Below are 12723 nucleotides of genomic sequence, written 5' to 3'. Positions count from 1 at the left end.
GCTCCTGCGGTGCAAATTTGGCGGAATGGACACTGTTTCGGGAAATACATCACAAAAGTTTGATTAAAAGGGTGGCCTAAGTAAGGCTGTCCTTTGTGATTTTCCGTGATTCCCGAGAGAAGGACGACCAGTGCCGCTGATGCCCCGCCTTGACGAGACAGATCTGGATAAGCCAGCCAGCCCGGCGGCAGGGCCGGCCACCCTGGCCCCTGGCCACGATTTCGGCTCCCGCGTTGAACTGGCCCTGGGCGCCACGAACCACCTCCTCAACGCCCGCAATGCGACGCGCTATGTCGCCCAGGTCCTGCAGGGCGTCACTGCCGTGGCCACCAAACTGGAGCGGACCGCCCGGCCGTTCACCGGCGTCGATCCCGCCGGCATGAAGGCGCGGGTGGGCGCCGTGGACCTTGACACCCCTCTGCCGGACACGGCAGCCGCGCTGCAGGAACTCGAGGACGTGTACCTGCGCGATGCTGTCTACTTCCACGATCCCAAGTACGCGGCCCACCTGAACTGCCCCGTGGTCATCCCGGCCCTGGTGGGGGAGGCTGTCCTGTCGGCGGTGAATTCCTCCCTGGACACGTGGGACCAAAGTGCCGGCGCCACCATGATCGAGCGGCGGCTCATCGACTGGGCGGCCGAACGGCTGCACCTTGGCGGCAGCGCGGACGGCATCTTCACCTCCGGCGGCAGCCAGTCCAACCTCCAGGCGCTGCTGATCGCGCGCAACCATGCAGTGGCCGGCCTCCGGCAGGACCCGGCACGCGCCGGCCTCCGCCTGCCGGCGCTGCTGGACACCCTGCGGATCTTCACCTCGGAGGACAGCCACTTCAGCATCCAAAAATCGGCCTCCATGCTGGGCCTGGGGTTCGACGCCGTCATCGCCATCCGGTGCACGCCCGACCACCGGATGGATCCTGCCGCCCTCGCCGAAGCCATGGCGGACGCACGCGGCGCCGGCCTTATTCCCATGGCGGTAGTGGCCACCGCGGGAACCACGGACTTCGGCGCGGTGGACCCGCTCGCGGAAACCGCCGCCCTGGCCCGGGCCTACGGTGCGTGGTTCCACATCGACGCCGCCTACGGGGGCGGGCTGATGCTATCCGGCCGATACCGCCGCCTCCTGGACGGAACACGGCTGGCGGACTCGGTCACGGTGGACTTCCACAAAACCTTCTTCCAGCCGGTCAGCTCCAGCGCACTGCTCGTCCGGGACCGTGCCATGCTGCGCCACATCACCTACTACGCGGATTACCTGAACCCGGAAAGCGCAGCCCTGGCCGAGATCCCCAACCAGGTGGACAAAAGCATCCAGACCACCCGCCGGTTCGACGCCCTCAAACTGTGGCTCACCCTGCGGATCATGGGAGCGGACGCCATTGGCGCCCTGTTTGACGAAGCCATCGACCTGGCCGCCCGCGTGGGCTCGCTGCTCGCCGCAGACGATGACTTTGACCTGGCCGCACCGCCGCAGCTCAGCACCCTCGTGTTCCGCTACCGGCCACGCCTGGACAGCGGGGAGCGGCTGTCCGAGGACGCTGCCGACGCCCTCAACCCGGCCATCCGCGCCGCCGTCTTCGCCTCCGGAGAAGCGGTTGTGGCGGGAACAAAGGTGGGCGGCCGCCACTACCTGAAATTCACCCTGCTCAACGCCGAAGCCATGCTGGAGGACATCGCCGGAATCATCGGCCTCCTCCGCACCACCGGCGCAGGACTCCTGAAGGCCGGGGCATCCGCATGAGCACCACCGACAACCGGAAGGCAGCCAACGGCAGGATCCTCGACTTCGCGGCGATCGGCGTCGGGCCCTTCAACCTGGGCCTCGCGGCACTGGCCGCACCGGTGGAAGGCCTGGACGGTATCTTCGTGGAACAGCGGGACTCCTTTGAGTGGCACCCCGGCATGATGCTGGAACCGGCCCATCTGCAGGTCCCCTTCATGGCGGATTTGGTGACCCTCGCGGACCCCACCTCGCCCTACTCCTTCCTGAACTTCCTCAAGCAGACGGGGCGGCTGTACCGCTTCTACATCCGCGAAAATTTCTACCCGCTCCGGGCCGAATACAACCAGTACTGCCAGTGGGTGGCCGGGCAGCTGCCCGCCGTCCGCTTCGGCACGGCTGTGCTGGATGTGGCGTACGACGACGGCGTGTACCGGCTGTCCGTGTCCGGTCCGGACGGGCCGGAGGTGCTGTACGCGCGGCGGCTGGTGCTGGGCACCGGCACCACCCCCTACGTACCGGAGGCCGCCGCAGGCATCATCGCGGAGGCTGCCGCCGGCAGCGGGGGAGTGGCTTTCCACAACGCCGACTATCTGGCCCGCAAGTCGGAACTGCAGGGGAAACGCAGCATCACCGTCCTGGGCAGCGGCCAGAGCGCGGCGGAGATCTACTATGACCTTTTGCAGGAGGCGGACGCCCACGGCTACCGGTTGGACTGGGTCACCCGCTCCGGCCGGTTCTTTCCCCTGGAGTACACCAAGCTGACCCTGGAAATGACGTCCCCGGAATATGTCGACTACTTCCACGGCCTGCCGGAGCACCGGCGCGACCACCTGAACAAGACCCAGAAGAACCTCTACAAGGGCATCAACTCGGAGCTGATCGACGCCATCTACGACCTTCTCTACACCAGGAGCATCTCCGGCATGGTGGATACGCGGCTGCTGACCCATTCGTCCCTGACCGCCGCCCAGTGGAACCCCGCGGCAGGAAACCACACGCTGCACCTGAGGCACGACGAACAGGGCAGCTCCTACACCCTGGACACCGACGCCGTGGTGCTCGCCACGGGCTACAGCTACCGGGAGCCGGGATTCCTGGCAGGCGTGCGGGACCGCATCGCCCGGGACGGTGCCGGCAGGTTCGCAGTGGACCGGAACTACAGCGCCGGCGTCCAGCCCGGGGAAATCTTCGTCCAGAACGCCGAACTGCACACCCACGGCTTCGTCACCCCGGACCTGGGCATGGGCGCGTACCGCAACTCCTGCATCCTGCGGGAAATCACCGGCCGGGAGGTATACCCGGTGGAGGAGAGCATCGCCTTCCAGCAGTTCGGGGCACCCGCGGACCCGGCCGCCCGCGGCGGGGGACGGCCCCCCAGCCGGCCCGGGAGCACCGCAGTTTCCGGCATCGCAGTTTACGGCACCGCAGCCGCTGGCATCGGGGCGGGGGTGCCGGCATGAGGTTCTCGTTCCGCTGCCTCGATCCCGCAACCGATGCCGCACTCCTGCACAGCTGGGTGACCCGGCCCTACGCCACGTTTTGGGGCATGCTCTTCGCCACCGTGGAAGACGTGGCCCGGGAGTACGCAAAGATCCAGTCAAGCGGCCACCACCACGCCCTGCTGGGGCTCGACGGCGGCACTCCCGCCTTCCTGATGGAGGAATACCAGCCGGCCTACTCGCCGCTGGCAGCCGTTTATCCTGTCCTGCCCGGTGACGTGGGCATGCACCTGCTGGTGGCGCCGCCGTCGGAAGGTCCTGAGCCCGGCTACACCGCAGCGGTGATGGATGCTGTGCTGGGCCGCCTGTTCAGCGTGCCCGGGGTGGAGCGCATCGTGGTGGAACCGGATGCGCGGAACACAAAAATCCATGCCCTCAACGAGCGGCTGGGCTTCCAGCCCGCGGGTGTGGTGACCCTCCCGGACAAGGAAGCGCTGTTGAGCTTCTGCTGCCGGTCCGACTACCTCGCCGCCCGCACCACCCTGCCCGCCCGCACCACACTTCCCGCCATGCCGTCCCGCCCGCTTATCCCCCAGGGAGCATCACTGTGACCATCCAGCTCGAACAATCCACCACCGCCGGCCAGCCCGCCGCCCCCGTCCCTCACCTCACGGCAGAGGCCTGGGCCAGGGCGAACCGGCACCTGTTGCGCAAGGCGCTCGCCGAGTTCTCGCACGAACGGATCCTGGCCCCCGAACCGGTGAACGGAAGCGGCAGCTACCGTCTGGCCAGCGGCGACGGCACGCACCAGTACCACTTCGACGCCCGGCTCCTGGAACTGGAGCACTGGTCCATCGACGCTGATTCCATCAGGTATTTCCGGGACGGCACCGAGGCGCCGCTGGACGTGCTGGAGTTCGTCACGGCGTTCCATGAAACCCTTGGCATCAACATCCAGATGCTGCCCGTCTACCTGGAGGAGATCAGCAGCACGCTGGCAAGCCATGCGTACAAGCAATGGGCCGGCCAGCCGTCGTCGGCCGGGCTGGCGGCCGGCATCACCGGCGGACGGAACCCGGCGGCTGACTTCCAGGCCATCGAGCGCAGCATGACGGAAGGCCACCCGTGCTTCGTCGCCAACAACGGGCGCCTGGGCTTCGGCATCAGCGACTACCACGCCTTCGCCCCGGAAACCGGCGCCCCGGTCCTGCTGGAATGGATCGCCGTGCACCGGAGCAGCGCCGTCTTCACCGCCGCCGAAGGGCTGGACTACCGGGCCCACCTGGACGCCGAACTGGGCCCCCTCCTGGGCACCTTCCACGCCCGGCTCCACGCGCTGGGCCTGGACCCGGACCTCTACTTCCTGATGCCGGTCCACCCATGGCAGTGGGAGAACAAACTGGCTGTCACCTTCGCCGCGGAGATTGCCCGGCAGCGCATTGTGCATGTGGGAACCGGGTCGGACAGCTACCAGGCACAGCAGTCCATCCGCACGTTCTTCAATGTCACTGCGCCGGAGCGGACCTACGTCAAGACCGCCATGTCCGTGCTCAACATGGGCTTCATGCGGGGCCTGTCGCCGCAGTACATGAAAGCCACGCCCGCCATCAACGGCTGGCTGCGGAACCTGATCGAGGCGGACGGCGCGCTGCAGCGGCGTGGCTTCACCATGATCGCGGAGGTGGCAGCGATCGGCTACCACAACGGGTACTACGAGGCAGGGTCCGCGCCCGGGTCCCCCTACCGCAAGATGCTCTCCGCACTCTGGCGCGAAAGCCCGCTGCCGCTGCTGGCGGACGGGCAGCAACTGGCCACCATGGCCTCGCTCCTGCACACCGATTCCGCCGGCACGCCCATGGTGGCAGCCCTGGTGGAGCGTTCCGGCCTCCGCCCCGAGGCGTGGCTGCGGCGCTACTTCGAGGCCTACCTCGTCCCGCTGGTCCACTGCCTCTACCGGTACGAACTGGCCTTCATGCCGCACGGCGAGAACGTGATCCTGGTGCTGGAGGACGGCGTCCCCGTCAGGGCAATCATGAAGGACATTGCCGAGGAGATCGTGGTGATGGGGGAGAGGGTGGACCTCCCCGGGGACGTCTCGCGCATCAAGGCGGACATCCCTGACGGCGAGAAGGTCCTGGCCATCTTCACGGACATCTTCGACTGCATCTTCCGCTTCTTGGCCGCCCTGTTTGAAGAGGAGGGCATCCTGGCCCAGGAGGGCTTCTGGCGGACGGCCGCGGAGGCCATCAAGGACTACCAGGCCCAGCATCCCGAGCTCGCAGCCCAGTTCGCCCGCCATGACCTTTTCGCGGCGGACTTCGAGCTGTCCTGCCTGAACCGGCTCCAACTGCGCAACAACCAGCAGATGCTGGACCTCACCGACCCCTCCGGGGGACTCCAGATGGCCGGCCGGCTGGCCAACCCCCTTGCCAGGTTCCGCGCAGCGCAGGCCACGGAGGAGGGATCTGGCTAGGCTTGCCCCATGACCCCAAAGACTTCCGATGCAGCCGCCAGGACCACCGCCCTCATCACCGGAGCCAGTGCCGGGCTGGGAGCCGAGTTCGCCCGGCAGCTCGCCTCGCAGGGCCACGACGTGGTGCTGGTGGCACGGAACCGCGCCCGCCTCGAGGAATCCGCGGCGGAGCTGGAGCGGCGTTACGGGGTCACGGCTGAGGTACTCCCAGCAGACCTTGCGTCCGACGACGGCGTGGCAGCCGTCGTCGGACGCCTGTCCGATCCGCAGCGTCCGGTGGAGATCCTGGTGAACAACGCCGGGATCGGGCTGTTGCACAACTTCGAGGACAACCCCATCTCGGAGGAGAAAAAGCACCTGAAGCTGCATGGGGAAACGGCCATGGAGCTGACCCATGCAGCCTTGAAGGGGATGCTGGAGCGCCGTTCCGGCCGGATCATCAACGTGGCCAGCATTGCGGCCTTCCTCCCCCGGGGGACGTACTCCGCTGCCAAGGCCTGGCTGGTGAGTTTCAGCCGGTGGGCGAACCTCGCCTACGCCAGGCAGGGTATCAAGGTCACCGCGGTCTGCCCCGGCTTCACCCACACGGAGTTCCACGACCGGATGGGGATGGACAAGTCTGTCGCGCCGTCGTGGGCGTGGCTGCATGCCGGGCGGGTGGTCCGTGACGGCCTGGCGGACAACGCGCGGGGCAAAGCAGTTTCCATCCCGTCCAGGCGGTACAAAGTAGTGGCGGCCGTGGCGCGGATAGCGCCGGCACGGCTAGTGGCGGGGCCTGCGCGGAAGCCGAAGGGCGCCCGCACGCCCCAGTAGGGCAGCCGGCGTGCGGGTCGCTGCCGGCCGGACGGCCACCACCACGGCGATCCCCACCAGGGCCCCTGCCAGGGTCTCCGCCCCGCGCTCCAGGATCAGGACCGCGGGATCAATGGGATGGGCAAGCTGTGTCATCAGCAGGATCACGGGCGTAAAGGAAACCATGGCAAGACCGTAGTGGCGGGTCATGAAGAGCTCGGTGGTGAACTGGAAGAGGACCACCAGGAGGGCCAGCACCACGGCCTGCCCGCCCGGAAACAGGCCCGCCAGGGACCAAGGAACGGGAAGAATCACGACGGCGGTCACTGCCAGCCCCAGGAACGTTCCCACAATGCGGTGGACGCCGCGCCGGACGCTGCTGGGGAGGTCGGCTCCCGCGAGCGGCACGGCGGCTGCCGCCATGGCCCAGTGCGGATGCCCGCCGCCCGTCAGGACGCCTGCCGTGCCGGCGGCACCTACAGCCAGGATGTAGCGGGCGGCGTGCACCAGCACCTCCCGGTGCCCGGCGGGGGTCACGCCGGGAGCAGCCCGGACGGCGCCGCGCTGCCAGGACCTCCGGCGGAACCAGCCGCCGAACCCCACCAGCATGGAGAACGCGGCGGAGCCTGCGGCGATCAGGATGGTCATCTGCCAGGGCACCACCGTGGGTACCGAGGCGCAGGCGCCCAGTGCAAGGATCCCGAAAAACGGTCCGTTGGGCTTGAGCCGTACGCGGTCAGCAAGGACCGATCCGACGCCGGCCAGGGCTGCCTCTACGCCCACCAGCCACCAAGAGTGGAGATGGTTTACGGACAGGAACACACCCACAGCCACGCCGGTGAGCAGGACGACGGCGGCCTGGGACTGGTGCCTGAGCCGCAGCTGGTGCGGTTCGGACCGGCCGTACATGCCGGTCAGGGCACCAAACACGGCGTAAATGATCAGGTCGGTGCGGCCCGCTGCCAGAAGCAGGAGCGACGGAACGGCCACGCTGAGGGCCACGCGGGCGGCGGCGAGATGGTCGTTGTTGGCCGGCTCCAGCCGGTGGAGCGCGCGCACCTGAAGGAGGACGCGTTCCATGGCACCCAACCTCCTGCTGATTTCCCGACCGGCCATCAGGAAGTTACCACCGGGCGGCACGGCCGGTCATTTCCGCCGGGGGCCAGGGGACATGGGGCGTCATTGTGACTGGGACGCCAAAGGCCCGCCCAGCGTGCTTCCCCCAAGGAAACACGCGGGACGGGCCTTCTGAGCGGGGCTGCATGACGTGCCCCGGAAAGGTTGCGCCGCAGGCGGTGCTGCGGCAGGACAGGCTAGACGCCGGCAGCAACCTTCCCGGTATCCCGTGAATCGGTGATGTCCTGTTCGTCGAACGGGAGTTCGTCCAGGTTGAGCAGCGGGTTCTCGTCCTGCGTGGCAACAAGTTCGCGGGCCTCAGCCTGGGTATCCACGCTGGGCATGGATCCGGGCAGCGGACGCTGGGCCGACTCCTTCAGGAAGTAGATGGCCACGGCGCCCACCAGCGAGGTTGCCATCAGGTAGTACGCGGGCATCATGTCGTTGCCCGTGGCGCCGATGAGGGCTGCGACGATGAACGGCGTGGTGCCGCCGAAGATCGCCACCGAGAAGTTGTACGCGATGCCCATGGCCCCATACCGGCTGGAGGTGGGGAACTGCGCCGGGAGGGCCGAGGCCAGATTGGCAACGTAGAAGGTCACGGGGAACGCAATCAGCGCCAGGCCGGCCAGGGTTGACCAGATCTCACCGATGCCGATCAGCATGAAGGCCGGAATGGCCAAAACCACCGTGCTGACTGCCCCGATCCACAGGACGGGCCTGCGGCCGATCCGGTCCGACAACTTCCCGGTCAGCGGAATGCAGAGGCTCATGACCACCAGCACGGGGATGGTCAGCAGGGTGCCGTGCACCGGATCGTAGCCCTTGGACTCAGTGAGGTATGTGGGCATGTAGGACGTGAGCGCGTAGCCGGCCGTGTTGGCCGCCGCCACCAGGACCATGGCAACAATGATGGAGCGCCAGTAGGCCTTGACGATTCCCACCGGGCCCTTGGCCGTTGCCTGGTCAGAGGCGGCAGCATTCTTGGCAAGGTCCTCCTGGGCATCCAGGGTGGCCTGGAACTGCGGGGATTCCTCGATCTTGCTCCGGAAGTAGACGGCGATCAGTCCCAGCGGGCCGGCGATCAGGAAGGGAATCCGCCAGCCCCATTCCTCCATGGCTGCCTGGCCGAGCGTCAGCTGCAGGACCGAGACCAGGGCGGCGCCGATGGCGAAGCCCATGTAGCTGCCCAGGTCCAGGAAGCTGGCAAAGAAGCCGCGGCGCTTGTCGGGGGAGTACTCGCTGACGAAGGTCGTGGCGCCGGCATACTCACCGCCGGTGGAGAAGCCCTGGATGATCTTCAGCAGCACCAGGAGCCCGGCGGCCCACAGCCCGATCTGCGCATATCCGGGCAGGAGGCCGATGGCGAACGTGCTTGCGGCCATCAGCATCAGTGTGGCGGCAAGGACCTTTTGCCGGCCCATCTTGTCACCCAGCCAGCCGAAGATCACGCCGCCCAGGGGGCGGGCGATGAATGTGGCGGCAAAGGTACCCAGCAGGAACAGGGTCTGGGTGGTGGGATCGGATTCCGGCAGGAAGACAGGACCCATCGTGGTGATGAGGTAGCCGAACACGCCGACGTCGTACCACTCCATGGTGTTGCCCACGATGGTTCCGCCGAGGGCCTTCTTCAGCATGGGCTGGTCAACCACGTTGACGTCCGACTCCTTGAGCCGGCGCCGTGCGAGTATTTTTGGTTTCCGGGGATTCCTGGAAGCCGCCGGAGACGTCGCTCCGGGGGGTGCAGCTGGGTTGGTTCCGGAGGCGGGATTAAGGCCTGCGGAAGAGTGGTTCACGCTTCGGTCTGTGGGCATTTGGGCAACTCCTGTGGAGGTCATTTGCTTGCGACTTGTAGCTGCCCCGCTCTGGGCAGGCCTTCAATTTTACGCGAATGCCGTGGCGGACGGCCTTCTGATGCCGTAGGATCGGCCCTTTTCGGGGTCCTCGGTACGCTTCAGCGGAGGTTCCCCTCCCCGCCGATTCCCTTGCCATCACTGGCGAAGCCCGCCACAGGCGCACCCGCTGCCCAAGTATTTAAGTGGTATGCGCCACAGTGCCGCGATTAGCGCCGCTTTCGGGGCCCATTGTGACGGCGGCCACGGCGTTTCCTGCCGTTCCGCGCAACCGGCGGGACGTCGTCGTCGGCCCTTTCCCGCCGGGGCGAAAAGGGGGGTTCACAGGCGCGCCGCGCCTCCCTAAGGTTGTGCCATGGGAACACTCTCTTTCATCTAGGCGGACGCCTGCGGCCCGCGCCCGGCCCGCCTCTCCTTCAGTCGTACACGGCCCTGAGCGGCCACTCTTGGTAGCACTTCATTTCACCGCGGAAAGGAAGAACAAATGGCTGACGACAACATGAAAAAGCACATCAATCCGGAGGTGGCGAGCCACCTCGCCGAGGCAATGGACACCCCTGACATGCCGGGCGCGGAAGCACCGCTTGCCCCGATGGCGGGACCCGGGCAGCGCACCTGGCCGGACGGCAACGGAAAGCGGCGGCACCCGAAGGAGCGGGATGCAAGCCACGGCCGCATGGGGCAGGGAGCCGCAGTGACGGCCATCCACCGCACCAGCCGGCCGCAGATGCCCCACTCGTCCTGAGGAAACCCATCCCCTGGGATGCACACAAGGGCTGGGAACGCCGGACAGGTGTTCCCAGCCCTTTTTTGCTGTTCCGGTCGTTCCCTGAAGGTCCGCGGCCAGCTCGCCCGCCTGCGGCTCAGTCTTCGCGCGCTACCTCCGACGGCTCTTTGTCCAGCCGCCAGCCCCGCCACACGGGGTGCCGGAGCCGTCCCGTGCCCGTCCACTCGCTGTACGTCACCTCGCCAACCAGTTCGGGGGAGATCCAGTGCGCATCCGCGGCATCCTCGCGCGGGACGTCCTGGAACGGGGAGGTTTTCCTTGCCAGGCGTTCAACAGTCTGCCGGAGCTCCGCCAGTTCCCGGGAGCTGAACCCGCTGCCCACCCGTCCCGCATACTGCAGCTTCCTGCCGTCCGGGATGCCCACCAGCAGGGAGCCCACGGTGTCCTGCCGACCGCCTTTGCCGGGGCGCCAGCCGCCCACCACCACCTCCTGCGTCTGCTCCACTTTCAGCTTGGTCCAGGTGCGGGTCCGCTGCCCGCTCACGTAGCGGCTGTCCGTCCGCTTGGCCATCACCCCTTCCAGGCCCAGTTCCCGGGCGCTCTCCAGGATGTGTTCCACCTGTTCCTCCAGAACCGGTGAGAGGCCCACGGGGCAGCCGGACGGGGTGAAGAATTCCTCCAGCCGTTGCCGGCGCGTGGCGAGCGGCAGCCGCCGGAGGTCCGTGCCGCCGTCGTTCAGCAGGTCGAAAAGCATCAGCTGGACGGGGATGGCGGTCCGCGCCCTTGCGACGTCGGCGTGCCGGGTGAGCTTCATCCGTCCCTGGAGCAGGCCGAAGTCAGGCCTGCCGGACGGCCCGACGGCGATGATCTCGCCATCCGCCACGAACGGCTGGTCCGGCCAGCACTGCCTGTCGGCCAGTTCCGGGTAGCTCCGGGTGACGTCGTTTCCGTTGCGGCTGAAGATCCTGACCGCTTTTTCGTCGGCCACCAGGATGGCGCGCACCCCGTCCCACTTGAGTTCGAACTGCCAGTCGCTGCCCTGCAGGGCGGCAACGTCGCCAGAGGTGGCCATCATGGGCCGGTACTCCCCGGGATCGGGTGCCGGGCCCGCCGCCCCGGTCGGCGTCCCGCCGTCCTCCTTTTCCGGCCCTGGAACGGAGGGGCCCGGAACTGCCTGCCCCGGAACCGCCTCTTTCCGCCTGCCGCCGTGGCGTTCCGGATCCATCAGGTGGATGAGCCACTGTCCCTCTGAGTCTTTCCCCTGGCCGCGGCCGGTGTGGATGAGCGCGAACTTCCTGGTTCCGCCCAGGCCGCCTCCCTCCGAACCGGTCAAAGTGGCGATGACTTCCCGGCCGTTGATCCACTTGTGCAGCTCATAGGTCCCGTGGTCCCAGATGGTGACCTCGCCGGCACCGTACTCGCCCTTGGGGATGGTCCCTTCAAAGCCGGCGTAGTCAAGGGGATGGTCCTCGGTCTGGACCGCCAGGTGGTTCTTGCCGCTTGATTCCGGAACGCCCCTTGGCAGCGCCCAGGACACCAGCACTCCCTCGTGCTCCAGCCTGAAGTCATAGTGCAGGCGGCTGGCATGGTGTTCCTGGATCACGAAGGTGTCGCCGCTGCCGGGCGCACCCGTGAAGGGCTCGGGGGTCTTGGCGGGATCGCGCATGGAGCGGTACTTGCCCAGGCGGGGGTCGCCGCCGGCATCGACGACGACGGCGAACGGGTCCGTGCCGTCCTGCACCCGCCTCATGACCTCCCTGTAGTCCAGGTGCGTGAGTCCGGGGGAGCCGATCTCCTCCCAGGTCCGGGGCGCAGCCACCATGGGCGTGGGGCGGCCGCGGAGGGAATAGGGGACGATGGTGGTTTTGGCCGCGTTGTTCTGGCTCCAGTCCACCAGCACCTTGCCCTTGCGCAGGGTCTTCTTCATGTCGCTGACGGCCAGGTCCGGGTGGTCGGCTTCAAGGGCCCGCGCGAGCTCGCGGGCGAAGGCGGAGATCTGCTCTGAGGTTTGGGACCGGTCCAGGGCGGCGTACAGGTGGATGCCCTTGCTGCCGCTGGTGACGGGGACCGGGTCCATGCCCACGTCCTGGAGGATGGTGCGGGCCAGGAGGGCCACTTCCACGCAGGCCTCCAGCCCTGCGCCTTCCCCGGGATCCAGGTCCAGGACCAGCCTGTCGGGGTTCAGTTGGCTGCCGTGGGAGTCCACCTGCCACTGGGGCACGTGGATTTCCAGCGAGTTGATCTGGCCGAACCAGGTGAGCGTGGCGGGGTCGTTGACCATCGGATAGTGGATGGTGCGGTCCTTGTGGGTGATGGCGGCCCGCGGGAGCCACCCCGGGGCCGAGTCCTCCAGGTTCTTCTGGAAGAACACCTCGCCGGGCTTGTCCGCTGTCCCCACGCCGTTCACCCACCGTTTCCTGGTGGCCGGCCTGTTGTATGCCGCGGGGATCAGGACGTGGGCCACGGCGGCGTAGTAGGCCAGGACGTCCGCCTTGGTGGTGCCGGTCTCCGGATAGATGACCTTGTCCAGGTTGGTGAGGGTCAGTTCCCGCCCAGCAACCCGGACACGGTCCTTAGCGGCAGGCATGGGGCTTCACCTG

9 protein-coding genes are annotated in these 12723 nt (G+C 67.5%); 6 read left to right on the top strand and 3 right to left on the bottom strand.

What is annotated here, in order from left to right:
* Window positions 1-139: 139 nt before the first annotated feature.
* Genes HTS88_RS17405 through HTS88_RS17385 form a run of 5 tightly spaced genes read left to right on the top strand, consistent with a single transcriptional unit; the run spans window position 140 to window position 6448 of the window.
* Complete coding sequence (locus HTS88_RS17405; protein ID WP_174180618.1) at window positions 140-1741, top strand: pyridoxal phosphate-dependent decarboxylase family protein; 1602 nt, start codon at window positions 140-142, stop codon at window positions 1739-1741.
* On the top strand, window positions 1738-3183 hold the full coding sequence (locus tag HTS88_RS17400) for a lysine N(6)-hydroxylase/L-ornithine N(5)-oxygenase family protein (RefSeq protein ID WP_174180565.1): 1446 nt from the start codon (window positions 1738-1740) through the stop codon (window positions 3181-3183). Before HTS88_RS17405 ends, HTS88_RS17400 begins: the two co-directional genes overlap by 4 nt.
* Entirely contained in the window at window positions 3180-3773 is a 594-nt protein-coding gene (locus HTS88_RS17395; RefSeq protein ID WP_174180563.1) for a GNAT family N-acetyltransferase, read from the top strand. Before HTS88_RS17400 ends, HTS88_RS17395 begins: the two co-directional genes overlap by 4 nt.
* On the top strand, window positions 3770-5635 hold the full coding sequence (locus HTS88_RS17390) for an IucA/IucC family protein (protein ID WP_174180561.1): 1866 nt from the start codon (window positions 3770-3772) through the stop codon (window positions 5633-5635). Before HTS88_RS17395 ends, HTS88_RS17390 begins: the two co-directional genes overlap by 4 nt.
* A 9-nt stretch (window positions 5636-5644) precedes the next feature.
* Window positions 5645-6448, top strand: a complete 804-nt coding sequence (locus tag HTS88_RS17385; RefSeq protein WP_174180559.1) for an SDR family NAD(P)-dependent oxidoreductase — start codon at window positions 5645-5647, stop codon at window positions 6446-6448.
* Here the strand turns inward: HTS88_RS17385 and HTS88_RS17380 are convergent.
* Together HTS88_RS17380 and HTS88_RS17375 are read right to left on the bottom strand one after the other, a co-directional pair.
* Window positions 6398-7507, bottom strand: coding sequence for an FUSC family protein (locus tag HTS88_RS17380; protein WP_174180557.1), 1110 nt, complete (start codon window positions 7505-7507; stop codon window positions 6398-6400). The genes HTS88_RS17385 and HTS88_RS17380 overlap by 51 nt on opposite strands.
* 233 nt (window positions 7508-7740) lie before the next feature.
* Window positions 7741-9357 (bottom strand): MFS transporter, encoded by a 1617-nt coding sequence (locus HTS88_RS17375; protein ID WP_174180555.1) that lies wholly within the window; start codon window positions 9355-9357, stop codon window positions 7741-7743.
* 523 nt (window positions 9358-9880) lie between these two features.
* Here HTS88_RS17375 and HTS88_RS17370 point away from each other — a divergent pair.
* Window positions 9881-10141 (top strand): hypothetical protein, encoded by a 261-nt coding sequence (locus tag HTS88_RS17370; RefSeq protein ID WP_174180553.1) that lies wholly within the window; start codon window positions 9881-9883, stop codon window positions 10139-10141.
* A 118-nt stretch (window positions 10142-10259) separates the two neighbouring features.
* On the opposite strand, the gene HTS88_RS17365 is transcribed toward HTS88_RS17370, so the two are convergent.
* Window positions 10260-12710, bottom strand: coding sequence for an ATP-dependent DNA ligase (locus tag HTS88_RS17365; protein WP_174180551.1), 2451 nt, complete (start codon window positions 12708-12710; stop codon window positions 10260-10262).
* Between the last annotated feature and the right edge of the window lie 13 nt (window positions 12711-12723).

The organism is Pseudarthrobacter oxydans, from assembly GCF_013314975.1.
Classification (GTDB): domain Bacteria; phylum Actinomycetota; class Actinomycetes; order Actinomycetales; family Micrococcaceae; genus Arthrobacter; species Arthrobacter oxydans.
The sequence above is the reverse complement of the archived record's forward strand: the minus strand, read 5'-3'. Positions and strand labels throughout refer to the sequence as shown.

What these genes read in the sequence shown, in the direction of transcription:
- HTS88_RS17405 (WP_174180618.1), top strand. Translation starts at nt 140, where the DNA reads ATGCCCCGCCTTGACGAGACAGATCTGGATAAGCCAGCCAGCCCGGCG.
- HTS88_RS17385 (WP_174180559.1), top strand. Translation starts at nt 5,645, where the DNA reads ATGACCCCAAAGACTTCCGATGCAGCCGCCAGGACCACCGCCCTCATC.
- HTS88_RS17380 (WP_174180557.1), bottom strand. Translation starts at nt 7,507, where the DNA reads ATGGAACGCGTCCTCCTTCAGGTGCGCGCGCTCCACCGGCTGGAGCCG.
- HTS88_RS17370 (WP_174180553.1), top strand. Translation starts at nt 9,881, where the DNA reads ATGGCTGACGACAACATGAAAAAGCACATCAATCCGGAGGTGGCGAGC.
- HTS88_RS17400 (WP_174180565.1), top strand. Translation starts at nt 1,738, where the DNA reads ATGAGCACCACCGACAACCGGAAGGCAGCCAACGGCAGGATCCTCGAC.
- HTS88_RS17375 (WP_174180555.1), bottom strand. Translation starts at nt 9,357, where the DNA reads ATGCCCACAGACCGAAGCGTGAACCACTCTTCCGCAGGCCTTAATCCC.
- HTS88_RS17395 (WP_174180563.1), top strand. Translation starts at nt 3,180, where the DNA reads ATGAGGTTCTCGTTCCGCTGCCTCGATCCCGCAACCGATGCCGCACTC.
- HTS88_RS17365 (WP_174180551.1), bottom strand. Translation starts at nt 12,710, where the DNA reads ATGCCTGCCGCTAAGGACCGTGTCCGGGTTGCTGGGCGGGAACTGACC.